This is a genomic window from Streptomyces sp. JLSY215, assembly GCF_059682825.1.
The window spans coordinates 8,929,137-8,954,945 of the sequence record NZ_CM185022.1; the positions used below are offsets into that span (position 1 = coordinate 8,929,137).

The 25,809-nt window shown below is 67.8% G+C and carries 18 protein-coding genes and 3 pseudogenes; 7 read left to right on the forward strand and 14 right to left on the reverse strand.

What is annotated here, in order from left to right:
- Window positions 1–20: 20 nt before the first annotated feature.
- Entirely contained in the window at window positions 21–590 is a 570-nt protein-coding gene (locus tag AC5677_RS39520) for a hypothetical protein (protein ID WP_497192668.1), read from the reverse strand.
- A gap of 1,159 nt (window positions 591–1,749) precedes the next feature.
- Between AC5677_RS39520 and AC5677_RS39525 the strand changes: the two genes are divergently transcribed.
- Entirely contained in the window at window positions 1,750–3,504 is a 1,755-nt protein-coding gene (locus AC5677_RS39525) for a hypothetical protein (RefSeq protein ID WP_497192669.1), read from the forward strand.
- Between the two features lie 92 nt (window positions 3,505–3,596).
- Here AC5677_RS39525 and thpR read toward each other — a convergent pair.
- The 7 genes and pseudogenes from thpR to AC5677_RS39560 form a co-directional block, all read right to left on the reverse strand.
- Window positions 3,597–4,013: pseudogene (thpR, locus tag AC5677_RS39530) on the reverse strand (RNA 2',3'-cyclic phosphodiesterase); the annotation flags it as partial.
- A 287-nt stretch (window positions 4,014–4,300) separates the two neighbouring features.
- A pseudogene (locus AC5677_RS39535) lies at window positions 4,301–4,792 on the reverse strand (winged helix-turn-helix domain-containing protein); the annotation flags it as partial.
- Window positions 4,793–5,254: 462 nt separating this feature from the next.
- The gene (locus tag AC5677_RS39540; RefSeq protein ID WP_497192670.1) at window positions 5,255–6,736 is read right to left on the reverse strand and encodes a hypothetical protein; all 1,482 of its coding nucleotides are present in this window, start codon (window positions 6,734–6,736) and stop codon (window positions 5,255–5,257) included.
- A gap of 57 nt (window positions 6,737–6,793) precedes the next feature.
- Complete coding sequence (locus AC5677_RS39545) at window positions 6,794–10,669, reverse strand: caspase, EACC1-associated type (protein WP_497192671.1); 3,876 nt, start codon at window positions 10,667–10,669, stop codon at window positions 6,794–6,796.
- A 6-nt stretch (window positions 10,670–10,675) separates the two neighbouring features.
- A complete protein-coding gene (locus AC5677_RS39550) occupies window positions 10,676–11,107 on the reverse strand; it encodes an effector-associated constant component EACC1 (protein ID WP_497192672.1) in 432 nt (143 codons plus the stop codon).
- Window positions 11,108–11,944: 837 nt separating this feature from the next.
- Window positions 11,945–13,084, reverse strand: coding sequence for a competence protein CoiA family protein (locus AC5677_RS39555; protein ID WP_497192673.1), 1,140 nt, complete (start codon window positions 13,082–13,084; stop codon window positions 11,945–11,947).
- Between the two features lie 94 nt (window positions 13,085–13,178).
- Window positions 13,179–14,426, reverse strand: a complete 1,248-nt coding sequence (locus AC5677_RS39560; protein ID WP_497192674.1) for a hypothetical protein — start codon at window positions 14,424–14,426, stop codon at window positions 13,179–13,181.
- 633 nt (window positions 14,427–15,059) lie between these two features.
- On the opposite strand from AC5677_RS39560, the gene AC5677_RS39565 reads away from it, so the two are divergent.
- Both AC5677_RS39565 and AC5677_RS39570 read left to right on the forward strand, forming a co-directional pair.
- Window positions 15,060–15,770: a hypothetical protein gene (locus tag AC5677_RS39565; protein WP_497192675.1), complete on the forward strand. Its 711-nt coding sequence runs from the start codon at window positions 15,060–15,062 to the stop codon at window positions 15,768–15,770.
- A 186-nt stretch (window positions 15,771–15,956) separates the two neighbouring features.
- On the forward strand, window positions 15,957–16,466 hold the full coding sequence (locus AC5677_RS39570) for a helix-turn-helix domain-containing protein (protein WP_497192676.1): 510 nt from the start codon (window positions 15,957–15,959) through the stop codon (window positions 16,464–16,466).
- Window positions 16,467–17,104: 638 nt separating this feature from the next.
- Here AC5677_RS39570 and AC5677_RS39575 read toward each other — a convergent pair.
- The 3 genes and pseudogenes from AC5677_RS39575 to AC5677_RS39585 all read right to left on the reverse strand — a co-directional run bounded on the left by AC5677_RS39575 (window position 17,105) and on the right by AC5677_RS39585 (window position 19,601).
- Window positions 17,105–18,243, reverse strand: a pseudogene (locus tag AC5677_RS39575) (methyltransferase domain-containing protein).
- Window positions 18,244–18,254: 11 nt separating this feature from the next.
- Window positions 18,255–19,193 carry a radical SAM/SPASM domain-containing protein gene (locus AC5677_RS39580; RefSeq protein WP_497192677.1) on the reverse strand — a complete coding sequence of 313 codons (939 nt, stop codon included), beginning with the start codon at window positions 19,191–19,193 and terminating at the stop codon, window positions 18,255–18,257.
- A 108-nt stretch (window positions 19,194–19,301) separates the two neighbouring features.
- A complete protein-coding gene (locus tag AC5677_RS39585; RefSeq protein WP_497192678.1) occupies window positions 19,302–19,601 on the reverse strand; it encodes a hypothetical protein in 300 nt (99 codons plus the stop codon).
- A 121-nt stretch (window positions 19,602–19,722) separates the two neighbouring features.
- Between AC5677_RS39585 and AC5677_RS39590 the strand changes: the two genes are divergently transcribed.
- Both AC5677_RS39590 and AC5677_RS39595 read left to right on the forward strand, forming a co-directional pair.
- Window positions 19,723–20,340 (forward strand): flavin reductase family protein, encoded by a 618-nt coding sequence (locus tag AC5677_RS39590; protein ID WP_497196925.1) that lies wholly within the window; start codon window positions 19,723–19,725, stop codon window positions 20,338–20,340.
- Between the two features lie 359 nt (window positions 20,341–20,699).
- On the forward strand, window positions 20,700–21,461 hold the full coding sequence (locus tag AC5677_RS39595; RefSeq protein ID WP_497192679.1) for an endonuclease/exonuclease/phosphatase family protein: 762 nt from the start codon (window positions 20,700–20,702) through the stop codon (window positions 21,459–21,461).
- 111 nt (window positions 21,462–21,572) lie between these two features.
- Here AC5677_RS39595 and AC5677_RS39600 read toward each other — a convergent pair whose 3' ends face one another.
- The 3 genes from AC5677_RS39600 to AC5677_RS39610 all read right to left on the reverse strand — a co-directional run bounded on the left by AC5677_RS39600 (window position 21,573) and on the right by AC5677_RS39610 (window position 23,854).
- Entirely contained in the window at window positions 21,573–21,797 is a 225-nt protein-coding gene (locus tag AC5677_RS39600; protein ID WP_497192680.1) for a DUF2277 domain-containing protein, read from the reverse strand.
- A 53-nt stretch (window positions 21,798–21,850) separates the two neighbouring features.
- A complete protein-coding gene (locus tag AC5677_RS39605) occupies window positions 21,851–22,540 on the reverse strand; it encodes an alpha-ketoglutarate-dependent dioxygenase AlkB family protein (RefSeq protein ID WP_497192681.1) in 690 nt (229 codons plus the stop codon).
- 213 nt (window positions 22,541–22,753) lie between these two features.
- Window positions 22,754–23,854, reverse strand: a complete 1,101-nt coding sequence (locus AC5677_RS39610) for a PQQ-dependent sugar dehydrogenase (protein WP_497192682.1) — start codon at window positions 23,852–23,854, stop codon at window positions 22,754–22,756.
- An 829-nt stretch (window positions 23,855–24,683) separates the two neighbouring features.
- On the opposite strand from AC5677_RS39610, the gene pqqA reads away from it, so the two are divergent.
- Complete coding sequence (gene pqqA / locus AC5677_RS39615) at window positions 24,684–24,839, forward strand: pyrroloquinoline quinone precursor peptide PqqA (RefSeq protein ID WP_497192683.1); 156 nt, start codon at window positions 24,684–24,686, stop codon at window positions 24,837–24,839.
- 10 nt (window positions 24,840–24,849) lie between these two features.
- Window positions 24,850–25,773, forward strand: coding sequence for a pyrroloquinoline quinone biosynthesis protein PqqB (pqqB, locus tag AC5677_RS39620; RefSeq protein ID WP_497192684.1), 924 nt, complete (start codon window positions 24,850–24,852; stop codon window positions 25,771–25,773).
- Window positions 25,774–25,809 lie beyond the last annotated feature (36 nt).

The window sequence follows — 25,809 nt, forward strand, 5'->3', positions numbered from 1 at the left end:
CCCTTCATAGGGGCAAGAGGTCACCTTTCGATGCGGTAGCGGCTTTGGGTGATAACAGCCTGCCGGAGTTTGGTGGTGAACTCAGGTGTACGGGCGATGCGATCGACGCCGCCCGCTTTGCTTTGGCGCAGAGCGGCTTTGAAGTTGTGCTCCAGAGTTCCCGTCATGCGGGTCATGAGTGTCTCGTTCAGGTGGTTCAGGTCGATGTTCAGCAGGTCGCGCGGCGAGGGGTGGCGCAGCCGGGTCAGGGCGTGGGCCGACATTGACGCCAAGGGATAGAGCCAGTTCTCTAGGGTCTCTCCCAGTAGCGGACGGTCCTCGGAGTACCGGATGAGGAAGGCGCGCAGCCGCGTGTGGACGTCGAGGCAGAGTCGATAGATGTCCAGGTCATGCCGGGTGGAGAAGATCTGGGCGTAGTGCTGGTCGTCCAGTAGTAACGCGTCCGAGTGCCGCAGTGCCACGTGCGGTTCTCGGAGGGTGAAGGCGGTGAATTCCCTTGCCAGGCGAGCCATGCTGACGACGCGCTCAAGAGGAAAACCGAGGTTTTCGGTGCTGGTCTTCGAGGATCCGATCCAGCAGTCGCTGGTCATTGCTCTGCGCTGGCGCCATGTAACACCCCACTCGTGCAGAGGAACGAGGACAGACGATGTTGGCAGGTGGCGACCGTGTGTGAAAACCCGGCATGCACAGGCAAGTTGCGTCACGCTGGAGGCGTGTCGTCCCGTAGGGGCTGCGCGGGAACTCGATGACCATGCCGATCCTGACGTCGCGACGAGTGTTCTGGCGTCCGTGTGGGCTGTAATCGAGTGCCCCTACTCTTGCGACATGTATCGATCGTTCGGAATCGCGCGACTGTGCGAGACCGACGCTGGCTCGGCATGTGAGGGGTGGGCGGAGGTTGGCCTCCTCTCCTGCCACCGCCGCGCCAACCGCCCTCGGCCATGGATTCACCCCATTCAGGGACCACACGGCGCAGGACAAGCTCACCGCGGCCGCCACGAGTGCGGATGCCGGGTACCCGGACAACGAGGGCCTGGTCATCGACCCTGCGAGTGGTATCCCCTCCCTCAAGGCCCACGCTCCGAGGGCCAGCGAGCCTTGGCGAAGGCCCTGGAGCATCTGAGGCGCTGCTAGCTACGTTGCGTGACTGCTGTTGGTCAGTGAGAGGACCACCAGCAGATTCTTCGTCTGCTGGCGGTACAGCACATGCACTCGTGTTCACCTGGGGAAATTGCACCCTGTAACGCTCTCGGGCGGGGACTGGTCCGGGGGTGGTCCGGATCTTGGTAGCTGCTGGCCCGGTCGGCAGGGGCGGTCGGGAGTGGGAAGTCGCGGGAGCGATGGGGAGAGTGGAGGACGCTCTCACGGGTGGCCCGTCCTATCGACTACGGCCGGTGGTCGTCGCAGAGCCATTCGGCGGGATAGAAGCGCGCGGGCGCCCCGCATGGCTGTAGCGCAGCCCCGCAATTCCCGGTAGGCGATCGGTGAAGCCTCCGTCACTGCAGGCCTTGCGCTCGGGACGTACTTTGGTGAGCGGGGCGCCGGGACGTAGGGGAGCGGCACGGTCTCGTGGTCCGGCGCGGCCGGCGGCCGGACACGGCACGTCGGATCGCCGTCCGCCAAAGGACGCCGTACCTGACGTTGTCTCGGCATGAGCTGCCACCGGACCGCGGCGCGTCGAGCCGTAGAATCCGGCGGTGAACGCCAACGTCGTCTGGCCGTTGTGCTATTCGCGGGGGAGGACATCGCATGCAGGACCTTTCGGACTCGACAGAGGGCGCGGAGCCTGAGGAGAACGGCCAGGCCAGTACGGCCGGTTCATCCGCTCAGGACGATTCGACAGCCGAGGCGGACACTGGCTCGCCGGCCGCATCGACGGTCATAGCGGAGGTGCTCCCGGGGATCGCTGTCGTTTTCGGCGACAAGATCCCAGCGGAGCTCAAACCCGATCTTCTCGACTTCGGGCTCGTCTCGGCAGGCGACCGCAAGCAGATCTCCACGGTCCTCGCCTCGATCGGGAACACGGCGGCCGTGGCCGGCAATCTCGGCAACGCGCTCGCCAGCGCGCAAGGGATCTACAGGATCAGTAACGCGACACAGGCTCTGCTGAGATCCGGCGCGACGCTCGCCATCAAGGACGGCGCGAACCTCGGAACAGTGATGTTCCAGGGGCGCGTCGTCGCTCAGGCCCGCTTTATCCCCGTGGCTTCGGTGAGCGCCGCGCAGACCGTGGCCACGATCGGGCCGGCGCTGGCCATGGTCGCCCTTCAGATGCAGCTCAGCGAGATCACGAGGCTGGTCAGGACTAACATCGCGCTGACGAGCCAGGTGCTCACCGCCATCCGCAACGAGCAGTGGGCCGAACTGACGGGGCTCGTCGCCACGGTCGATCGAGCAGTCGACCAGGCGCGTGAGATCGAAGCGGTCCCTACCTCCTTGTGGGAAAGCGTCGCGAGCAGTGAAGCGTCGCTGCGCAAGCAGCTTGAGCTGTACCGGGAGAACGTCAAAGGGCACGTCGGGCAGATCGAGCGCGCCGACACGCGTCGCCGCCGCGAGTACCTGCAGTCGAACGCCGAGGCGATCGTCTTCGACGCCTTCGCCCTCCTGGACTCCCTCAAGGCATGGACCGGTTACAAGGCGTTGCACGTCGGCAAGGCGAGGGACGCGGCGCACGAAGACGCCGGTGAGGCGCGCCTCGTCGACGTCATCGTGCGCGACACTCGCGCTGAGCTCGACTCCGCTCTCGCCGAGACGACCCACCTCGTCGACTCACTGACGCGCGAGCTACGCATCATCGCCGCGCTTCCCGGGCGCGAGGCACTGTCACTGCCGGGGAAGCGGAAGGACTCGAAGGCGGCCCGCGACATCGCCGCTCGACTCCTGGAGGCGATCGAGCCGCTTGCCGATGCCTTCCATCCGCCGGCCCCTCCACTCGACGCTCCGAGCGTCGTCTGCGCGCCCGCATCGCCGGATCTCGAGCCGTACCTGCGCACCCTGCGCTGGTTCCTCGAGAACGGTGAGACTCTCCGGGCCCTCGGCTTCGCTGACCAGCCCGAGAGCTTCGAATCCCTCTCTGCGATCCTCGGCGGGGCGAAAGGCAAGTTGACCGCAGCGAGGGACAAGGCCGCGGCGAAGACCCTGGTCGTCGTCACGGATCGCCGCGTCATCACCGCCCGGACGAACGCGTTCCTGGAGCAGGGCGAGATCCGCCAGGACATTCCCATCGACCAGGTGCGATACGTCCGGGCGGCGACCGCACAGACCAGGGCCGAGCGCTTGGCGATCGACCTCATCACACGCGACGAGAACATCCGATGGCTCTTCCACCCCGACGTCGACCGCGCTCGGGTCGACGCGCTCGCCGGCGTGCTTGCCGAGTCGATGGCGATCCCTGACAGCGAACGCGAAGAGCTGCAACGGCGCCACCACGCCGCCATAGAAACTGCTACCGCATCACCTCACACCGAGGCTGGTCGCCGTTCTTCCCGCGCCCCGGCGTCCTGAGGGCACTGCTGGAGTAGACCCTCGGAGGGAGCGGCGCCATGGCCCGACGCAGAACACGTCGCTCCGCAGCACGCACCGGCCCAGCCCGTCGGTCGGCGGGCGCGGGCCGGCGTGAGGTGGGGCGCAGCGGACGTTCGGCGAAGGCGACGTGGCAGTCCCTGAGCCGAGCGCGTACCGCTTCGGCCGGCGCGTGCAGTTGGTCAAGATCGCCCTGGATGCCGATCTACAGCACTCGCTCGTCGAAGTGTCCGCCACCGAGCAGTGTCAGTTCGAGAGGGGCGGGCGGCCGCCAGGTCGGCGAGGCGCGAGCGAAGCCGCTGGTCGGCCTGTACCGGCTGCTCGCCCAGGAAGGCCAGGGTGATGTGCCAGTCCTCGATGCGGTTCCAGCGAAGGTCGGGATAGGCGGCGTAGGCGGGGCTCAGCGCGTGCGCCAACTCGTTCTTCGCGTCGTCGGGCGGCGCGAGGGCGATGAACGCGCGCTGGGTGGCGGTCTGGGGTGGTTGGGTCACGGATGTCTTCTTACTTGATGCCTCCGCGAGGCCGAAGTCAGAGCCTTCCTCAAGAGGCTGCGGACACACTGGGCCCCGTCCGAGACCCACAGATGCGATCGGCTCTCATCCTGCGGAAGTTCTCCACGCCGGAGCAGAGCGCGGCCGGCTGCAAGGGTCGCGTGGATGGCGGGAGCTGTAATAGGGATAGATGACTCTCCGCGCCGTCGCACGATGCTGATGAAGGCCCCCTCGACGCTCCCATCGACTGTCGCACCGTGGACGAGGAAGGGCTTCTACCGCCGTCCCTTTATGACGGGCCGCCGCTCGCCCGTCCACTCGGCGATCCTCACGTCGTCCCGTTCGGTGGCCCAGCGGGCGGGCACCTGCACCTGCACGCTCCAGCCGATCCGGTGCAGCAGCAGATTCACGCGGGGAAACGTGTACCGGACCCCGAACCGGCGGTGGATCACCTCGGCAACCCTGGCCAGCGTCCAACACCGGTCCTCGTTCCAGCCGTGCGCGGCCGGCCCGGCATCCAACTCACTATCCAGCTGCCCCAGTTGTGCGCGACTGAGCTTGCAGCGAGCGCCGCCGGCCACCTTCGAGACCAAGGCCTGCCGCCCGCCCGCGGCCAGGGCCCGGCGCCAGCGATTCACTGACATCCGCGTTACCCAGAACCGCCGGGCCACATTGTGATCACTGATCCCCGCCTCGATCAGCTTGGCCGCAGCGAACCGGACCCGTTCACGCCACATCCACTCCTCAGCGGTCAGCCCGCCACCATCGGAATACCTCATATCTCCGGCATACGGGGGGCAGCGCCAGCTCGGTCGCGTCGACACTGCGCCAACACCCCACCTGCGCCGAACACTTCAGTCACCTGGCCGACGACGTCCAGGTCGACCACAGAATCCGAGCCGCACTTACACAGCTTGGCGACGTGCGTCCTGCCCCCTCAAAGGCCGACGCGGTCCGTCAGTCCCCGCCCGGAGTGCGGTGACTCGGGGTTGGAGCGGAGACTGTCTGGGCTCCCTGCGCTGCGTCGGACGCACTGCACGCAGTGAGTCCCTGACGGCTTGACCGCTGGTCGCACCGGCCGCCGCGCGGTCCATCGGGAGCATGCCCCCGCGCGACGGGTATCCCAGCGACCTGTCGGACGAACGCTGGCAGTTGATCGAACCGGTCCTCTCCGCCTGGCGGGCCCACACCACCGCTACTGGCCTCAAGAGGGCCGGTGGCTGGTTACACGCGTGCAGATACTACTCGTCTCGGAAAGCTGGGATCTGACGCATGGCCAGCACCGAGCCGTCCCGGCTGATCGAGACAACGCCGCCCCAGATGTGGTCCCAGGATGTCCCGTATTCCTTGCCCCTTCTCGCGTGGACCCGCTGTCGGTAGGCGGCTAAATCGGCCTGTCGTCTGGGCTCTTTCCTGGTGATGAGGGAATCGAGAACATCGGCGGCGACGCCGGAGAACGCTTGTACTCGTTTGCCGTTGAGTCGAAAGACGTGATCCGTGCCCTCGAATTTCTCACCCAGCAGGGTGTAGTCCTGGTCCTGGACGCTGCCGGAGGCGGCGTGTGTGAAGCCCTGGAAGAAGTCACAGCCCTGGCGGGTGGTGAGGAGCGCGGCGGTGGATTCTCCGTCCCCGGCGAAGGCCGTAAGGCCAGCGGCTCCGACGCGGGCCAGGACACGCTGGAACCACTCGTAGTCCTTGGGGTCATTGGGGCCGACTTGGCATCCGGGCTCGGATGAGTCGGGGTCCTTGCCTTGTCCTGGTTTGAGGATGCCGATCCCTGGGTGCTTGTTGCCTAGGTCCAGGCCGATGTCAGCGGCGGGGGATCCCTCGGGGATGTGCAGCCAGCCGCCGGGGCCGTCGGCATGCAGGACGTGGACAGTGAGCGGGTCGGTCAGGGCGATCTCCGTGCTGAACAGCAGGGCCGGGGTTTCGTTCCAGGCTCCGATGTGTACTCCGTCGGCGTGGACGGCTGTGGAGGCGAGCTGTTCGTATGCCTTTTGCCGGTCGCTGTGGTTGCCTTTGCAGGCGATGGGGATGACGCGCGAGGACTCGCCCGGCTTCCAGACCTCTGCGAAGAATTGCGGACGGTAGGGGTAGCCGACGGTCTTTGTCTTTGCCTTGTCGCGACTGGTGAGCGTCCAGCCAGCGCGTAGGGCGGTGTCGGCACGGACGATCGAGATGCTGTGGTCCGGATAGCGGCGGGTGAGGATCTGTTCGCTGACGGCGAGGGCGAAGGCGTGTCCCAGCTCCTCCGACTGCAGTGCCTTGTAGTACATGGCGATTCGCTTGCCCTCGTCGGACAGGCCGAGCAGGTTGCCCTCATGTGACAAGCCGAGCTGGGTCTCGGTATGGGCACTGAGCGCCTGGCAGTACTTCAGACTGCCCCAGTGCTCAGCCAGCCCGCGTGATGCACCACGCTGGGACAGGGCCAGCCCGCGGCCCAGGTGATGCAGGACGTCCCAGAACGTCAACGTCACGGACAGGCCGACCTCCGTGCCTGGGAGTGGGCGCAGGCATGGCTTGCGCCGCAGGGGCTCGTAGTTCTCTCCCGTCTTGGTCTTGCCTTCCTCCTGCCGCTTTTCGAACGTCTCGCGACGCTCCCGTTCCTTGTCGGCGGCGGCCTCGTCAACCTTGCCCACGAGCTCCCGCGTCGAGTTAACCGCTACTGATACCTGCTGCCTGAGACTGTTCAGGACCTCTTCAGTCTTCGGAGTGCTTGCCACGACTGTGCCCTCCCCACGTCGGATGTCCCGGTCGACCACAGGTGGCCGATCGGTCACTCAGTCGAACAGCGGCGCCAGTGCGTTTGGGCCGGCGAGGATGCGCCAGGCGGGAATACGGACCACGCGCGTGACAGGACCGGCCTTCGCACCGCGACCGCCTGAGGGAAGCCCGACGAGCAGGCTGGCTCGTTCGTGTACCAGCCGAAGGTGTCGTGCCGGATCACGGCCCGGCCCGGGGCCGGAGTCGACGACTACCGCGGTGTTGCCGCCGGACACGGTGAACAGCAGGTCGATGCGCTGTCCACCGACCAGCGCATCACGTTCCAGCTCGACAACACCGCCTGCGGCGAGGACCTGCTGCACGGTGTCGCTGAGATCCCTGCGGCGACGGTTCTGCCGCAGACGCGGCTCTGGCGCAGGAGTTGGCTGCATGCTGGTGGTCTGTCCCGGGTCCCACAGGAGCGAGCGTGAGGACAGCAGATGAGGGAGCCCTGTCTCCTGCTGCCAGTAGACGTGGTTGCCCACCGTGATCAACTGGGATTTGGCTCGCGTGATCGCGACGTTCCAGAGATTGACCTGGCTCGACACCCAGTGGGCCGTGCGTTGCGGGGTGTTGGTGGTGGCCACCGGGCTGAGGATCATCACATCGCGCTGGCCGCCCTGGAAGGCGTGCACCGTTCCCACCCGGACCCGGTCGCTGCCGATCATGCTCTCCAGGGCGTCCTTCTGCGCACGGAACGGTGTCACCACGCCCACGGTCGCGCTCTCGGGCAGGCGGCGAAGCAGCGCCCGCACGATGTCGGCAACAGCGGCAGCCTCGGACGGGTTGCGCCAGGACTTTCCTCCCGGGCCGCGTGCCGACTCGCCGGAGGGCACATTCGCCCAGGCCAGTACAGGGGCCACTTCCCCGGTGTCCATGAGATCGACCGCGGGTACCTGCCGGCGCACGTCGGTCATGATCTCCAGCGCGCCGGAGTAGCAATGGCCGTTGACGATTTCGGCGATTTCCGGGTGGCAGCGGTAGTGCTCGTCGAGCAGCAGTGCACTCTCGCCGTTCTGCGCGGCGGCGTGGTAAGCGGAGTGAACGTGGTAGGCAAGCCGCCGGTCCTCCAGCCAGGCCGCGCTCAGCCCCGCCCTGACGCGGGCCTGACGTTCCTGTTCCGGCGAGATACCGGGGATGTGCGTCAACTGCATCGGATCCCCGATGATCAGGGCCCTGCGGGCGCGGAACAGCAGGGGCAGCACCGCCGCGATGGAGCACTGGCTGGCCTCGTCGATGACGACCAGGTCGAAGAGTTTCGGATCAGGCCTCAGCTGGCGCACCGCATGGGTGGTGATCGCCCACCCCTTCAGGTGGCGCAGCAGGTTCAGCTGGCTTCGCTGACTCCCTTCGCGCTGACGCAACGTCTGAAGCCGCTGGTCCAAGAGCGATCGCGCGCGGTCGAGCACCTCCGCCGACACGGCCTCGCACAGCTCTGCGGACAGCTGGGCCCGTGTCGTGGCGCAGCCTGAGCGGGCCTGGCGCACGGCCTCCTCGTCGTAGGCAGCCTGAGCCGGCGTGAGGTCACGCACTTGGCGCTCCAGGCCGGTCAGATCCGCCAGGTCGTCGAGAAGATCCGAGGCAACGGGTCGTTCCCCGGCCCAAGGAGGCATTTGGACCGCTGCATCGGTACCGGCAGCGGTGATGAATGCCTTCATGGCGCGCGTTCGGCGCCAGCGCCCCCACCAGCCGCCCGCCGCTGCTGCCCGGCGGGCTCTCGTTTCCCAGCGGGCCAGCGCCGAGAGGTCGCCGGATTGCCACAGCCGGGACAGGAGCGGCACCGGAAGCTCGATCTCTCCGGCCAAGTCGGCGCGCTGCGACAACACCTGGGCCAGCCGCACCTCATCCTCGACCTGCCGTGCGGCCTGGTCGCGCAGGGCGGCGGCGCGCGAGCGGAGGTTGCGCAGTTGACCTGCCACGGTGGCGGAGCTGCGCCCGGGCTGGGCAGGCGGTGCGGACAGCAGTTGCTCTAGCTTCTCGGCCTCCTTGACCAGGGCCTCGACGTTGCCGGTACGGATCAGCAAGCCGGGAGCGATGTCGTCGCAGCGCTGGGCGACGACGTTCACCGCCTCGTTGTTGGTCGATGCCACCAGTACTGATTCACCTGCCGCGACACAGGTGGCCACCACCGAGGTGACCATCTCACTCTTGCCCGTCCCGGGTGGACCGGTGGCCACGGTCAGCGGCTGTGTCATCGCGGAGACGACCACCTGCTCCTGGCTCTCGTTGGAGGGCCCGGCCGACACGATGAGAACGGGATCCGTTGTGGGCGCGGGGATGCCGCCGTTCAGGAGCGAGTCCAGTGCCGTACCTGGGATCTCGTCCGTGCGTGTGGAGATGGCCAGGAGATTCTCCACGACGCCGTCGCTGGCGAACCGCTCCACGCTCGACGGGGCCAGGATCACGGCGGCGTTGTGCGCGCCGGGACGCAGGGCCTCGTTCACCGAGTCCCCGCTCAGAGCGGAGGAGTTCAGCGGTTCAAGCTCGGGGAGCCCCAGGACGTCGAGCAACTCCCGTACGGATTTGATCATCTGCGCGTCATTTCCGTGCTGCCACGTCGGCTGCCAACGGGCCAGCAACTGGGCAGCCTCGTCATCCGAGAGAAGCTCGGTCACCAGCTTGGTGTGCAGGGACGGAACCCCGCTCGGGCGGAGCACCGCGCGGCCGCTCTCGTCCGGGGTCAGCTCCATTTGCTGAATCAGCAGCGGGGCGATGCGCACGTCCGTGCGCCGACTGCCCTCGCCGCGGGAAGGGAGCGTGATAGCGGGATACCCGTACCAGTACTCGTGCTGATCGGCGCCGCGCCCTGTGCTGTTCTTCGCCGTGGCGCCACCTGAGCCGTGCGCACCGGGCAGATTCCTGGGAGTCGGCAGTACTGGGCTCAGACCGGATTGAACTGTCTCGGGTCCCTCATCCACCAGGAAGTACTGCGAGTTCGGTCCCGCCCGCCGGTCGGGCAGCATGCTCGCCGCGGCCTGGGCGCTCAGACACTGTGCGTAATAGCGCAGCAGGCGCTGCCAGTCGTTGGCGTTCTCACGGTCAGCCGCGGCCCGCTCGCGAGCCTTGAGGTGAGCCGCCGACGGCGGGGGCGGTTCATGGGGCGGAGAGGCGAGATGGACTGGGCGGGCCACCGATCGGGCGAAGTGCAGCGTGTGGGTGGCACGGATCGTGGACTTGGTCGGGCGTTGCTCCTCCGGCACCCCCTTGCGCACCATCTGCGCGGTCAGATACTCGAAGAGATCCTCCGGCGAGATCCAGCCGCTGTCCTTGATCCGCCCGTTCCGCAGTCCTTCGACAATTTCTCCGGTGAACCGCGAAGTACCGAGCGTCGATCCTTCGGGAGCCATGGCGGAGGCAGCCTGCAGCGCGTCCGAGGCGGTGATGAAGTACACGCCAGTGGGGCGCAACAGGGTGCTGCGCTCCGCCTCGTCCGATTCCGAACTCTCCCGGCCCTTGGCGTGCCAGCCCTGAACGACGGAACCGCTGGCGCAGCAGTCGAGCAGCACGATCTTGGACGCGGCACGGCACGATTGCAGAGTCCGCTCCAGGAACTCCGCCGACACCGCCGTACGGGGCAGATCGGCAGGGTCGCTGTCGCGGGTGAGGAAGTACAACTGGTTGTCGGCCTCGCAGAACTCGCCGTGGCCGCTGAAGTACAGCAGTGCGCTATCACTTTGCTGCCGCTCTTCGAGGAACGACTCGATGGCGTGCAGCATTTCCGCACGTGTCGGGTTCGGCACCATCTCGCAGTCGTTGTACTGGCCGATCTCCGTGCTCTGCAGAACGGCTTGCATGTAGTGCAGATCGGCACGGACTGCCGGAAGGTCGTGATAGTGCTCGCTGTCGTACTCGGAGACGCCGATCAAAAGGGCGTATCGATCGTTGTTTCGCACTCCCGGTCAGTCCGCCGTGGAGGTGTCGTCCCGGTCCGGCGTGCCATGAGCCGTGCCACCGTCCAGCGGCAGGGATCCCTCAGCCAGGAACCGTTCGAGGCGTGCGTCGTTCTCACGCGCCTCGCGGCCTGTGATGCGCAGGGTGGCCCCGTCCGGGCGGGTCGCGATGATGGTGCGCTGGGGGACCTTGGCAAGCCATACCTGGACGCAGGCCGCGGCAAACGAACCGGCACTCAGGGCCAGGCCGACGACCTCCGAGACGTCGCCGCCCTTGTCGGTGCTCACCGAGGGACCGGCTGAGGGCAGGCGCAGGGAGGCTGCCGGATCCGTCTCCGACACCTCGGCAAGCAATTCGCGGGCGTCGCTCCGAGCCCGCAACGGATCCTCGTCGATCACAGAGATCAACAGGCGCGGCAGGCCTTTGCCGTCGTTGCTCACGCGTCCCCCTGCGCTGTCAGCTGTCGCCTACGATGCTTCGGGAAAGTACCTGACGAGCCAACAATGGAAGCGTGAACTTTCCAAAAGCTGCTGTTAGTTGACTCGAAGGCTACTCCGCCCTCGTAGAAGTCATCAACCGGCGGACTATGGCGCCTTCGGTTGACCAGGCTCCTCCCCGCACCGTGGATCAGCCAGGGCGAGGCCCAGGTCGGAATGGAACTGGCAGAGCGCGAGCCAATCGTTGATTTCGCCACTTGCTTCGGCTGGTGGGCATATGGTTCGCGAGGTGTCGATCAGGCGCTGCAAGGCTTCGTGCGTGCGGGGAGGGCGAGTGCTGCCGGCGGTTCGGGCGCTGCGTACGGGTATTCGGTGGGGCGCCCACTCATGAGCGGGCGCCCCACGGGATGATGTTCTTCCGGCGCCATTGGTCCGCAACTGGTCCGTGTGGAACTCCACCAGATGCCAGAGAGTAACGAGAAGAGCCCAACGCATTACATTGGGTAGCTATCGCGTCGAGTTGCCTGGAGCGCAACAATGCCTTCAGGTAACCGACTTCAGGCTCTAGAAGAACCCAAGTTTCTTCGGACTATATGAAACAAGAACGTTCTTCGTCTGCTGGTGGTACAGCGCTCGTAGGGCGCTGACCTGGGAAATTGGCCGTTTGCATGGCCCGTTGGCGAGGGCTGGTCCGGAGTGGGTCCGGATCTTGGTCCGCGCGGTCGTCGGGCGGGGAGGGCTGGGGAGAGGTGGGAAGGTCTGGGAGTGATCGGCACTGAACGGTCCATCAGCCGGGTTCGCCACGCATCGAGTTGGTCCGCCGCTGTACCGTCAGCCCTTTTACGGTCGGTGGTCATCACAGAGCCATCCGGCCGCGTAGAAGCGCGCGGGTGCTCCGCATGGACTGACCCCGGCCCCGCACTTCCCGCGGTACACGATCGGCGGTGCCGCTGTCGCCGGGGAAGCCCTTCCCGGTTGGGACTGCGGCGAGCGGGGTGCCGGGATGTGCGGGAGCGATACGGCCTCGTGGTCTGCCGCGGCGGGGGGCCGGACGCGACACGTCGGGTCGCCGTCCACCATGGGGTACTGCAACTGCCGTTGCCTTGGCATGACGGCGGATGGTTGGTCCGATGCTGCGTCGAGGTACGCAGTGTGATCGGTAGTAGGGGTCCAGAATTCAAAGGAGGTCCGCTTCACCTTGACGATCGCCCGTACGTAGAGACCAGAGGCGGCATCTCGGATGAACTCGTCGAAGGGGCGTTCCGCAGGCCGGGTTGTTGGATGCCAGCCTCCGCATTTGCCGCTCCGCTTCTTCGGGCACGGCCCCGGGAATCGTTCGTCACACTTGGCGAGTTCGATGCGCCGGATGCCACCGCGAAACGGAATGGGAGAATCCCGCTTCATGATCAGCTCCAGGGGAGCGCGGTCGGTACGCAACCACGGCACCGTCGTATCCCGTGCCATGTCCTGGCTGTCCGTCTGCCAGGCGTCCAGAACGCCCGCTCGTCGGGCCGCCACATCTCGGGCCTGAATCTCACGCGGGTTTCGCGAAGACAGCTGCGACTCGAAGCCGAGGAGCACCCCGTCCGTGCCGCGGATCAGGACATCGCTGCGCACCGCGCGGTCCTTGCTTGATCGTTCCTGGACGGCAGTGTGCCCGCCTTCCTCTGCGGCCCGGACCGCCCGGTCCTTGTACGCCTTGTGCTCGTCGGACTCTCCACCGCCGTAGTGCCGGTCCTCGGCGTCGCTCCGCATGTGGGCAGCGACGACTTTGCCCAGTCGCCGGTACACCGACATCGGCTCGATGAAGCCTCGCTTCTCGCATACCTCCGCGCACGTGAGGCCGCGGAGTGGTACGGGCAACCGGCGGTCATTGAGCAGCTGTTCGAGCAGTGCAGCGCCGCCGGCCACTCCAAGATCCGGTTTCGTCAGATCCAGTCGTTGATCGAATCCTGTAAGTCGCACGTACCGGTTGGGCATGCTGGCCTCCGCTCGCCATACGGCCACGATGGGCCGCCGTATCGATCGTGACAGGGGCCACTGACAACCGCACGCGCTCACTGACAGCGCTCGGTTACGAGCGAGTGAGGCTCTCGTGGTCCCACTGCTTGAGCAGCACTTCTGCGGGCAGGGCGCTGCCGTCGGGAGCCAGGAGCTGGACCGGCATGTCGTCAGAGGCGCATGCGAGCAGTTGCTCGGTGACTAGGTGGGGAACGAGCAGGGCCGTGGTGCTGGCCTTCCAGTTGAAGGCCACCTGGTACGTGGCGATGACCGATGCTTCCCACAGGGTGAGGGGGTCGCGTTCTGGCTCGCTGTGATGGGTTCGGGGGAGGGCGGGTACCTTGATGGCCACCAGCTGCCACGGCGTGCTGGCGGGGCGGCCGGCTTCTTCGCGTGCCTGGCGGATCCAGTCGGCGGTGAGTCGGCGGAACGCGGCGTGGGTCTCGGGCTTTCCCTTGCGGCGACGCCCGAAGGCGTCGCTGACGACGGTGTAGACCGAGAAGTCCTGATCTTCCAGGCATCGCCAGGACCAGATGGCTCGGCGACTCCACTCGTGCCACGCTCGCCGGAAGGTCTTCTCCGCCTCCGCTCCCAACCCAGCGAAGCCGGGATCGGCGGAGAACTGCGGCGTGGGCAGGACACGTACGGCTGCAGCCTCCAGCAGGCGGGCCGGCTGCACGAGGGTCGCGAAGGCCCTGCGCTCTGCGTCGAGGACGGCGGTGAGGCGGCTCTGCAGACCGTCGGCCCACGGGGTGAGGAAGGGGTACTCGGCTACGGCCTCGTTGCTCCGTGCCAGGTAGGAGTGCAGCCGGCGCCAGTGCGCGTGGCGTCCGGAACGGAGGTTACGGGCGCGGTCGTACCGCTCCCATTCCTCGTGGCGCCCGGCCTCGTCGCCGTCTTCCTCCTCCTCGTCGTTAGAGTCGGTGGCGTGGGGTGGGTATTCGCCGGTGGCGAGGGCGATGGCGGCGTCACGCTCGGCCTCGATGTCCTCTTCGTCCTTGGAGGCCCGGTCGAGCCAGATCGTGAGCGATTCCACCTCGTTCACCGCGGCGCCGAGCGGAAGGATGGGGCTGTATGTCGGCAGAGGCCACCGGCAGTTCGCACAGAACCGCTCCACGGCTTCGCCGAACGGCATGTCGATCTGGTCCATGGAGGTGGCTGACCGCAGGGTGCGGCACTCGGGGCTCCCGTGGAGCTTGCCCTTGCCCGTTGCCGAGGCGTGGCAGGTGATGAGAATGTCCCGGGTCGGCCCCAGGGGGACCTCGGGCTTGAAGATCGAACCGAGCATGACGTGCCGGAGCTCACCGCGAGTCGAGGGCATGTCGGCAGGCTATGCGCAGGCACTGACAGTCCGCCGGGTATCGGTCCCCTCCACTCTGCGGTGAGTTGACGCACCAGGCCAGGCACACGGCAGCCAGCACGATGGTCATGGGGCCATGTAAGGGAAGCGGTGATGCACGAAGCGCCCGCCCACGCCCGCGGCGCGTGCTGCAGAGCCTGAGCGGAATTCGCCGGAGCGGAGACGAAGTTGGTCCGCTCCTGGTCCGGATCTCGGTGGCGGGGGCGCGCTGGGCGTCGATGCGGGGAGTGTCCCTGTGGCACCACATGGCACAGGTTGCAAATAGCGTCCTGTGGGGTCCAACTGCTCCACGTGAGGCGCGTAAGCACAGGTCAGATGCTTGGGGTCCAGGAGCGTCGTCCCTGTTGGTGATACGTGTGTGATACGGCGTGAGAGGTGAGGAGCCCCCGTCGGCTGGTGCCGGCGGGGGCTTCTGCGTTCGGGTACGGGCCCGGTGAGGTGTTCGGCACGGTCTTGCTGTGCTCCGGCTCGTTCTCCCAGGCGCTTCGACGTGTAGTAGGAGGCTGCGTCTGATCGTGTGAGCTGGGGTTCTTCCTCGCATCTCTGGAGCTGTCGTGATCGTTGCGACGCGTTGCAGAAGGGGTGGAGGAAGCCTTGCGGGCGTTTCGTGTGCAGCTGCCCTCGGGTGCCGGGTACTGGACGGTGCTGGACGAGGACTTGGTGGTGCCGGCTGCGGATGCGTTCTTGCGGTACGTGCGGTTCGGCAGGGATCAGGCGGAGTTGGCGACGCGTACGTACGCCGGGCACATCGCGCTGTACCTGCGCTGGTGCGCCCGGACCGGCCGCGACTGGCGGACCGCCGCGGTGGATCTCGGGCTGTTCACCGTGTGGCTGAAGTACGGGACGCCGGAGGCCACCGCGATCGAGCGGCCGGTCGTGGGCCGCGGGGTTGTGATGGCCGGGCCCGGGACGGAGCCCCGTCGGCAGCCGGGCCGGATCTGGAGCGTGCTGACCGGCGTGCGCCAGTTCCTGCTGCGCGGCATCACCGCGAAGACCGTGCCGTCGGAGGTCCTGGTCCAGCTCTACGAGGTGGCCGAGGACTGGGACCTGCCCGAGGAGGCCCGCGCCGAGGGGATGAGCTACCGGCTCAAGGCCTGCCACCGGGTGCAGGTCCCGCGCAAGCGCCGGGACCGGGCTACGGACGCCGAAGCCGTTGCGCTGTTCGCGTGGCCTGCCGCAACGCCCGGGACCGCTTCATCGTGCTGCTGCTCGCCCGGGCCGGCCTGCGCCGCGGCACCGCAGCGGGCCTGCGGCGCGAGGACATGCACTTCATGCCGGACTCCACCGCGCTGGGCTGCAGGGTGACCGGTTCCCACCTGCACGTCCTGCGGCGGGAGAACGCCAACGGAGCGTGGGCCAAGCGCCAGCGGTCCGTTTGGCCGGGGAAGGCCAAGCCGGTCGACTTCCTGGTGGTCCAGGCCCACGACCAGTACGTGATCGAGCGGATGGCGCTGCAGCACGGGGCGGCGAGAGCGCGCTCGGCCGTATCTCTTGATCGCCAACCCCGGACACGACACCGAAGCCATGCTGCGCCGGGCCCTGTACGGCTGGACGGCGGTGCTGGGGCCCGCGCTGCCGCGCGTCGAGGCGGGCTCCTCACTGCGCTGGCCACGCATGCTCCTGATGGTGACGACCGAAGCCGTCGGCGAGGAGGGTAGGTTGATCCGGGTCTTCGAGCATCTCCCGACCCTGCTTCTGCTCCAGGGCATGTCGCTGGTACGACTGCTCACCGACCGCTGGCTGCGCCCCTTGGCGGAATTGCCGCCACATCAGGCCGACCGGATCACCCAGACCATGCTCACCTGGCTGGAGAGCGGCAGCACGGCGGAAGCGGCGCGGAGGCTGTGGCTCCAGCCGCAGTCGGTCCGGCACCGCATGCGGCGGATCGAGCGAATACTCGGCATCTCCCTGCAGGACCCCCGCTGCCGGTTCGAGCTGGAGCTCGCCTTGCGCGGAAGCCGTCTCCTGGCCGGCACGCACGGAGCAAGGAGCCCGGCGTAGTCCCACGACACCGCGCAGCCCACGTGGTCAGTCACGCGGTGCTGCTCGGGTGACCTGCGACGATGCCTCATCCGTTCCCGATTCGGAGGAGAGGCGTTCCACCGCCGCACCGAGACAGAGCCCTGACCTGTGGCTTCGCAATCATCCGCAAGGCCCAGGACGTACCACATCCCCTTCGATATAGGCTGTCTCGCCGTGGCGAGGGCCTGTAGTCCGACGAGAACCCGCAGTCGTTCCGACGCCGGCAGGTCATCGACGAAACGCATGGTGGGCAGCACGCGCACATCTGCCCGTGGGTCGCGGGAGATGACCTCGAACGGACCGTCGCCGCCCGGGCCGACCGCCGGTGTGGACGCGGCGGCGGCTGCGGGCTGCGGTCGACGTCCGCACCACCCCTGCAGTCGGAGAACTCCCTCTGATCGAAGGCACGCTGATCCGCCTCAAGGCCGACCACCTGCCCGGTGACCGCGACGCGCCGCCCAGGCAAACGAAGCGTCGTCAGTCGGTGAACGTTGCCGGGTGCGGAGGCGTGTCCTTGCGCCAGTAGCTGGTGGGGAGGCCCGGTCGCCAGGTCTCCCCACTGTGGGTAGTAGCTGGTAGCGCTGGCTCTACGAGAACCGCGCTTCGACGTGGTCTGGTCAGGCAATGGTTGCGGACCAGGCGCCGCGGGAAAGGTGTGTGGTGCCATCGGGATCGATGCGGACGTGTGCTCCGTAGACGGGGGCAGCCTTCCCTCCTTGTTGAGGCGGTGACGGATGCGCTCCAGCTCATCCCACAAGCGGCGGGGGCCTGCTTGGTGGACGGTGGGCGGGTCGGTCCAGCGGCCCACGGCACGGGCCCAGGATCCGTCGGGGTGCAGCATCCACACCGTGCGCGTCTTGCCGTCGTTGTGGTCGCAGCGGCGGTGCTCGATGCCGGGTACGGCCAGCTCCAGCATCGACCACAGGTCCCAGGCGTCCGGTACATACAGCACCGGGTAGCGGCCGGTGGTGACGTCCTCGCCCTCGGCTTCCCGCGCCTTGTCGAAGAGTGCGTCGAGGCCGGGAGGGTAGTCGTCGCCGTCCCGGGTGCGCATGAAGCCGGCGGCTTCCAGCTCCACGCGGCCTTCTGCTCCGCCGTTGGCTGTCTTGTCCGCAGTCACGATCAGCCCGGTCCCGGCGAGGGTGGTCACGAGGCGGCCACCGGGCCGCAGAGCGTCCAACCAGGAGGCAGAGACGGCGGATACGGCGACGGTGGACACGATGCGGTCGTAGGTGCCCGGCACGGTGCCGGTGATGTGGCACACCGCGGTTTGCGGGCGCAGGCCCAGGGATTCGAGCCGGTCTCTGGCCTTCTCCACCAGGCGGGCGTCCACATCGATGCTGGTGACGTGAGCGTCCCCGAGCCTTCGGCAGGCCAGTGCGGTTCCGTAGCCGGAGCCGGTGGTGACCAGCACATCGCAGTCGTCCGAGATCAGCGCGTGCCGGTACATGGCGACGACGAGGCCCGGCAGAGTGGACGACGATGTGGGGTGTCCGGTGCTGAGAGCAGCCTCTTCGACGGCGTCGTCCGCGTGGTGGGGACCGACGCGGGTGACAAGGGTGCGGTCCGCATAGACGGCCGTCATCCATTCCTCGGGATCTGCCGAGCCGTGCCGCAAGGCCCACCGTCCGCCGTGGTTGTGCCACCAGCGTGGCACGAAGACATGCCGGGGGGTGGTGGACAGCGGATCGAACCAGCGGGATTCGGGACGCGTGACCTCGTCGGCCAGACGCCGGGCGTGTGTCTCCCAGTCCATGAATTCGCCTTTCAATAGGCAGGGTTGCAGGCTTCGGTTTCCGCCGGCGAACAGTCGGAGCTGTCGGAGTCAGGGTTGCAGGCCGTCGCCAGGCCGGGCGAGGGCTGGCAGGAGTCCTCCCGTGGCGTGCAGGAGTCCGGTACGCGGCCGGGGCGGCGGGGGATGGCCGAGAGCAGCGCTGCCCAGGTGTCGCCGGCGATCACATCGGCCAGGCGGCCGTCCTTGACGTTGCCGGCGGGGTGCAGGAAGCGGGACAGGACACATGGCCAAACTTCCCCGTTCGGGCCGATCGCGGCCCGCGATTCCCCGCACGACCCACACAACTGGGTAACGGACGGCAGGGTGACAGCGACCGCTGCGGCGTTGCCAACCCCACGCACACGGTCCACGTTCACGTGGTTGACGCCAAGCGCTTCCATCTCGACGCGGGCCGGCTCGCTGCTTTGCCCTTCACACATGTGGATGATGCCGACCTTGATCGGGACATTGCGGCGTACCGCCTCGACGATGTTGGCGCGGGTTGCGGCGTGGCTGCCCTTCCGGCCGGTGATCGCGTCGTGCTCGGCCGGGTCGTCGGAGTAGTACGAGGTGCCCAGGCTGACTCGGGGGTGCGCGAACAGCTCCCACCATTCCAGCTTGATCTTGAACAGGTTGCTGAAGACCTGGACGGCGAGGCCGCAGTTCAGGGCGTGGCAGAGCAGGTCAGTGAACTGCGGGTGCAGAGTCGGCTCCCCGCCGATCAACTGCACCTTCTTAACGCCGAGTCGGGCGGCCCCGGCGACGATGCGCCGCCAGTCGTCGAAGGCCATCGTGCCGTGGCCCTTCGTGGGGCCGGCTTCGGCGTAGCAGTGGGATGCGCAGGTGAGCTGGCAGCGGCCGGTGATCTCCAGCTCAAGGAAGGTCGGCACCGCGCGGGTGCGGGTTGTGGGTGCTTCGGGAGCGATGGTCACGAACGGATCCCCTCGGTTGTCGTGCACGGGCCGCCTTCAGGTGAAGACGGTGGCCTTGGAGGATTGGACCGAGGTGCGGCCCGACGCGGGAGGTGAACTGAGTGCCTTTCAATCGAGCGCACCGCTGTTGCCGGGCTGCCGAGAGAGCTGACGTCTGATCGCCCGCTGTCCCATCTGGAGCAGGCAGGCGCCCCAGCGCAGGCGGGCCCGGGAGTCCTCAGCTCCTTCGAGCTGGCGGTCGACGCCTGCTTCGAAGCCGAAGCGGTCGGAGGAGATGCGCAGGTAGGCGCCGGGGCGTTTGGGGGCATATGCCGCCAGGTGATCGTGGAGGTTGAGGGTGACTTGACCGCCGCGGGCGTGGGCGGGGACCTCGAAGTCCTCCCAGACGGTGAGGGCTGCTGTTGGCACGGTGTGGGCTCCTGACGCTCGTCGGCTCCCGATATCGGGCACTTTCTGCCGAACTCAGGGGTTTGGTGGTGCCGTGGATCCGCTGTACGATCCGCGGCCGCCTGTGTGGATACTGATCACCATGCGCATTGACTTTGATCCTGCTGAGATGTCTCGCAACGAGTTCTACAAGCTTCTGACCTCGGTGGTCGTGCCGCGGCCCATTGCCTGGGTGTCCACGATTTCCGCGGACGGCACTGCAAATCTGGCACCGCACTCCTTCTTCAGCATCGCCAGTGTGGCGCCGCCCGTGGTGCAGTTCAGTTCTGTGGGGCGGAAGGACACGTTGCGGAATGTCGAAGCTACCGGGCAATTTGTCGTGAGTTTTGCGTCGGAGGGGCTGGACCGGCAGATCAATGAAAGTGCCACGGACTTTCCGCATGGTGTGAGTGAGTTCGAGGCCGTGGGGATCGCTTCCGAGCCGAGTGTGCGGGTGAAGCCGCCGCGGGTGGCGGACTCGCCCGTGGCGCTGGAGTGCGAGGTGCACAGCACGCTCGGGATCGGGGATTCCACGGTCGTGTTCGGGCGGGTGGTGCATGCCGTGGTGGCGGACGATGTGCTGGTCGACGGGCATCCCGAGATCGCGAAGCTGCGGCCGTTGTCGCGGCTGGGCAAGGATGAATGGGGCACGGTCGGCGGCTTGCGGGAGATTTCCCGTATCCGGCATGCGGAGTGGCAGGGGCCCGCCGGGCAGCGGTGAGCGGGGGAGGGTTTTCCGTCGGTTCGCGTCGGGGGTGCTTCCGGCTCATGGAGGTGTTCGAGACTCTGCGGTGATGGCGTCGGCGTCGGCCTGCGCAATGGACGAATGGAGTCGTTGTGAACGACCTTGTCCCCGTTTCCCGTGAGTCCCGTCAGCCCCGTGAGTCGAGTGAGTCGCTGGAGCTCCTGGCCGCCTCCCGTGCGGAGTCCGCGTCCGCCGGGCGTTCCGTGGTGACGGCGTTCAGCCGGCGGTCGGCTCTGCGGGCGGCGGCCGCGGGGGCGGTCGCCGTACCGGCGGTGGCGTACGGGGTCGGAACCGCGGCCGCCGCCGAACGAGGGCGGGGGCGGGAGCTGCGGGTGATGACCTTCAACCTGCGGTACGCCTCCGACACCCGGCCGAATTCCTGGGCCGAGCGGCGGCCCGTGATGCGGTCACTGCTGCGGCGCGAGGCCCCGCAGCTGCTCGGGACCCAGGAGGGGCTCTACGGGCAGCTGCGGGACATCGCGGAGGATCTCGGCCCGCGCTACGACTGGGTGGGGACGGGGCGGGGCGGGGGTAGCCGGGATGAGTTCGCGGCGATTTTCTATGATGCGCGGCGGCTGGAGCCGGTGGAGTACGACCATTTCTGGCTGTCCGACACGCCGTATCTGATCGGGTCGGCGACCTGGGGGAACACCGTCATTCGGATGGCGACCTGGGTCCGTTTCCGGGATGTGCGGGCGGGGGGCGAGTTCTACGCCTGCAACACTCATCTCGATCATGCGCATCAGTACGCGAGGGAGCGTTCCGCCGCGCTGATCCTCGAGCGGCTGGGGGCGCTCGATCCCGCGTTGCCCCGGATCATCACGGGCGACTTCAATGTCGCGGCGCACAAGAATCCCGTGTACGACGCGATGCTGGCAGGTGGGGCGCTCGTCGACAGCTGGGACACGGCCGAGGAACGGAGCGCGCAGTATGCGACGTTTCATGGGTATCGGCCGCTGGTGCCTGACGGGGACCGGATCGACTGGATTCTCACCTCGGCGGGCGTGCGGACGCGGCGGGCCACGATCAATACGTTCTCCGAGCACGGGCAGTTCCCGAGCGATCACCTGCCGGTGCAGGCGTCGGTGGATTGGTGAGTCGATCGGGTGCGTGGGCCGGTCGGGGTGCCGGGCCGGGCGGATCGCTGGGCCGACCGGATCGCTGGGCCGACCGGATCGCCGGGCTGCCTGGAGCCGTGAGTCGGGTGTTCAGTGCTGGTGGGTGGCCGAGCCGCGGACCTGGAGGCTGCCGAGGAGGTCCTGCGTCGCGGCTGCCACGGCGTCCACCGCGTGCTCGAACGCCTCGCGGTTGTGCGCGGCCGGCGCCCGGAAGCCGGAGACCTTGCGGACGTACTGCAAGGCAGCGGCCCGGATGTCCTCGTCGGTGACCTCGGGCGTGACGGGCGGGCGGAGGGTCTTGATGCTGCGGCACATGAGTCCAGTCTGCCTCCTGGGACCCGGGTGCGGGGCGGGTCCGGGGGAGCGGTTCAGCTGAGCCCGGTGACCCGCATGGTGATGTTGAGGCGGCCGCTGGTCAGGCCGGACGCCGGGTCGCAGGTGCCCGGCCGGACCTTGGGCACCCCGTGATAGGCGAACCGGGACGGCCCGCCAAAGACGAACAGGTCGCCGGAGGCCAGCTCGATGTCGGTGTACGGCTTGGTCCGCGTCTGCGTATTGCCGAACCGGAAGACACAGGTGTCGCCGATGCTGAGCGAGACGACCGGCGCCCCGGACCGTTCCTCCTTGTCCTGATGCATGCCCAGTTTCGCCTCGGCGTCGTAGAAGTTGATCAGCGCGGTGTCGGGTGTGTACGCATCGCCTGCGGTCGCGTCCTGATACGCGTCGACCAGTGCCCGCCGCCCCAACTCGACCATCCAGTCCGGGAATTCGGCGACCCGGGCGCCATTGACGTCGTCGGCGGTACGGGTATACGCGTATGGCTGCCAATGCCAGCCGATGCACACCGTCTGGACGGACATCACGCCGCCGCGGGGGAGTTTGGTGTGCCGGATCGGCGCCGGGCCGCGCGCCCAGTCACGGCAGGCGGCGACCAGTTCGCGCTGCTGGGCCAGGCTCAGCCAGCCGGGAACGTGGACGGCGCCGGGGGCGAGCACGCGGCGGGGCCGTCGTTCCTGGTCGTGGGGCGGGTCTTCGAAGCCGGGTAGTGGCGTGCTCATGTGCTCCTTGACCTGCCTGCCTTGTTGTCTCGCGTGCTGGACGTGATGGTGTGCGCGCCCGGTCGTCGGCTGCCCGGCTGCTGATGCCCGGCCGCTGTGGCGCTGCTCTCTTCAGCGTGCCACGGAGAGGCGTGTCGCGGAGGCGAGGTGGTCGGTGGGCGGCGGTCCTCGGCCAGATCACGCCACGGACCGGGGCCACGGTGTCCGCCCGCACTACTTCAGATCGATCTGGAACACCTTGTCGGAGCCGTCCCCGCCGTCCCCGTTGTGGTCCGCGTTCGTCGTCGTCAGCCACAGGGAATTCCGGCCGGGCACGGACTCGACCGTACGCAGCCGCCCGTAGTCGTGGGTGTAGTACGCCTTCGGGGTGCCCGCGCTGGTGCCGTCGACGGGGATGCGCCACAGGCGTTCGCCGCGCAGCGCCGCCATGTAGATCGCCCCGTCGGCGTATGCGACCGCGCTGGGCGAGGCGTCCTTCACCGGCCACTGGCGCTTGGGGTTGGTCATTCCGTCGGTGGAGCAGGTGCCCTCGCACAGGGGCCAGCCGTAGTTCTTGCCGGGTTCGATGAGATTCAGCTCGTCGTACTTGCTGTCCCCGAGCTCGCCCTCCCACAGGCGCCCTTGCGCGTCCCAGGTGATGCCCTGCGGGTTGCGGTGACCGTAGGAGTAGACCAGGGAGTGGAACGGGTTGCCCGGGGCCGGCCTGCCGTCGGGTGTCATGCGCAGGATCTTGCCGTTCAGCGACTTCTTGTCCTGCGCAAGATCGGGGGTCTGCGCCTCGCCCGTGGTGGCGTACAGCAGTCTGTCGGGGCCGAATTTGATGCGCCCGCCGTTGTGGTACGTGTTCTTCTTGATGCCGTCGACCAGCACCTTGTAGCCGCCGAGCTTGGTGCCGTCGAAGGTCATCCGGGCGATGCGGTTGCCTTCCGCGGCCGTATGCATCACGTACACGTAATGGTCCGTCTTCCAGGACGGCGATACGGCGATGCTGAGCAGTCCGCCCTCGCCGCCGGTGGTGACCACGTCGGGGACCTTGCCGACCCGCTTCCGTGCGCCGTCCTGGGTGAGAGTGGAGACGGTGAAGGAGTCGCGCTCGGTGATCAGGGCGGATCCGTCGGGAAGCCAGCTCAGGCCCCAGGGGATGGACCAGCCCGATGAGACGGTTCTGGGGGTGCCGGGAACGGAGGCGGGGCCGGCGGCCGCGGCGGCGACGCCACCCGTTCCGGCGGCGGCGACGAGAAGGCCGGCGGCGAGGGTGGTGGCGGCGGCCACGGCAAGCGCGGTGTGACGTGTGGCTCTGGTGCGGATGCGCATGGGGTCCTCCGGTCAGAAGGGGCCAGACGAGGGCAGCAGGCGTGACGGGGTGTTCCCTCGGGGTGGGCATCAGCGGCGCCGGGCTGATGGCGGATGGCTGATCGGGGAGCGAGGCTGCTGGGAAGTTGGTGGGGAAGCTGATAGGAAAGCCAGGGGAAAGCTGATAGGAAAGTTTCCTGTCTGTCTCTCTGATGGCGGGAAAGTACTGCGCTCCAGAAGGCCGGTCAAGGGGTGGGAGATGGGAGGTATCTCCGGTTCCACTGGCGGGAGTTGTCGGCTGAAGATCTTTCGTCTGGGTGTGCATTGGGCGGACATCCGCGGCGAGCTGGGGAATTGCAGGTAGGGGAGTTCCGCGTGGTGAGCCATTGCCGCGCTATAGGTCGGAGCATTTTTGTTCTGCCCCATTGACCTGGGCCCCGCGGCTGAGGATTCTGCAAAGCATCGCGAGGCAGCACGGTGCCAGTGCCAGTGCCAGTGCCATGTAGTCGAGGTAGCCGAGGTAGTCGATGAACCGCCGACGGCCGGCGCCCACTGGGCCCGTTGGCGCACGGACCGCGGCCCTTTCCTTCACGGCGTGAGCGAGAGCGATGCGGCTCTGCCCTCGTACGGCAAGTGCGCCCCAGTGAGGGGTGGTTGAGCGATGGCAATGGCAGGCGAAAACCACCTACGTGGTCCGCGTTATCCGCGTGATCCACACAGTTGCCGGGCCCTCGCCGGCCCTGCGCCCCTGCGACTCCACGACCCTGCAATGAGAGCCATCCGCAGTCATCCGCAGTCATCAGCAGACATCTGCTGACATCCAAAGGCATCCACGGAAGGTAGGCCCCTCATGAACGACGTCACGGAACACGCCCCCCGCACCCCCGAGATCCCCCAGCACCCCCTTGGCACCGAGATCGGCGAGCAACCCGCCTGGCAGACCCCGGATTACACGGTGATCGAAACCGCACTCGAGGTCACCGCCTATTCCCTGACCGCCCGCTGACCGCCCCGCCATGCTGCTGCAGGTGCTGGGCACCGCGGCGGGAGGCGGCGTGCCGCAGTGGAACTGCGCGTGCCCCGGGTGTTCCGGGGCACGCGCCCATCCCGCCCGACGCCGCCGCCATGCCTCGCTCGCCGTACGAGCCGACGACGATCACTGGTATCTGATCAACGCCACCCCGGACCTCGCCGACCAGATCGAGAGCACGCCGGCCCTGCACCCAGGTCCCCTGGCACGCCGGACCCCCGTGGCGGGCCTGGTGCTCACCGACGCCGAGCTCGACCACACCCTCGGCATCGCCCGGCTCCGTGAGGCCGAACGCATCGAGGTGCTGGCCACCGCTCCGGTCCGCTCTGCGTTAGGCGAGCGGGCTCGCCTGGATGACCTCCTCACGCCGTACGCCGAGCTTGTGTGGCGGGAATTGGGTCCTCGGCCGGTGCCGCTGCGCGAGGGGTCCGATGTCGAGATCAGCGCCGTACCGGTCTCGGACAAGCGGCCCCGGTACGCGGCCAAGGGGGCCGAGCCGGCGGGCGGTTCCGGCGCGCCCGTGCACATCGCCCCCTGGGTGATCGCCCTCCGCCTCCATGACCGCCGCACCGGCGGCACCGCCGTCTACGCGCCCGCCCTCGCCGCCTGGCCCAACGCGTTCCAGGAGACGCTGGCCGGGGCCGACTGCGCGCTGATCGACGGCACCTTCTGGGACGACGACGAACCGCGCCGGAACGGATTTTCCTCCCGTACGGCCACCGGCATGGGGCATCTGCCCATCGACGGGCCCGACGGCACCGCCGTACGCCTCGCCCCGCTCACCACCCGCTGTTTCTACACCCACCTCAACAACACCAACCCCCTCGTCGACCCCAACGCGCCACAGCACAGGCAGATGGCCGACATGGGGCTCGCGGTGGCCGCGGAAGGGATGGAGATCGCCCTATGAGCATGCCGTTCGAAGAGCGGCCGAGCGTGCCGCCGA

Excerpts from the sequence above, each read along its gene's own strand:
- AC5677_RS39525 (WP_497192669.1), top strand. The coding sequence starts at position 1,750 with ATGCAGGACCTTTCGGACTCGACAGAGGGCGCGGAGCCTGAGGAGAAC.
- AC5677_RS39605 (WP_497192681.1), bottom strand. The coding sequence starts at position 22,540 with ATGAGCACGCCACTACCCGGCTTCGAAGACCCGCCCCACGACCAGGAA.
- AC5677_RS39520 (WP_497192668.1), bottom strand. The coding sequence starts at position 590 with ATGACCAGCGACTGCTGGATCGGATCCTCGAAGACCAGCACCGAAAAC.
- AC5677_RS39560 (WP_497192674.1), bottom strand. The coding sequence starts at position 14,426 with ATGCCCTCGACTCGCGGTGAGCTCCGGCACGTCATGCTCGGTTCGATC.
- pqqA (WP_497192683.1), top strand. The coding sequence starts at position 24,684 with ATGAACGACGTCACGGAACACGCCCCCCGCACCCCCGAGATCCCCCAG.
- pqqB (WP_497192684.1), top strand. The coding sequence starts at position 24,850 with ATGCTGCTGCAGGTGCTGGGCACCGCGGCGGGAGGCGGCGTGCCGCAG.
- AC5677_RS39590 (WP_497196925.1), top strand. The coding sequence starts at position 19,723 with ATGCGCATTGACTTTGATCCTGCTGAGATGTCTCGCAACGAGTTCTAC.
- AC5677_RS39555 (WP_497192673.1), bottom strand. The coding sequence starts at position 13,084 with ATGCCCAACCGGTACGTGCGACTTACAGGATTCGATCAACGACTGGAT.
- AC5677_RS39600 (WP_497192680.1), bottom strand. The coding sequence starts at position 21,797 with ATGTGCCGCAGCATCAAGACCCTCCGCCCGCCCGTCACGCCCGAGGTC.
- AC5677_RS39595 (WP_497192679.1), top strand. The coding sequence starts at position 20,700 with ATGACCTTCAACCTGCGGTACGCCTCCGACACCCGGCCGAATTCCTGG.
- AC5677_RS39610 (WP_497192682.1), bottom strand. The coding sequence starts at position 23,854 with ATGCGCATCCGCACCAGAGCCACACGTCACACCGCGCTTGCCGTGGCC.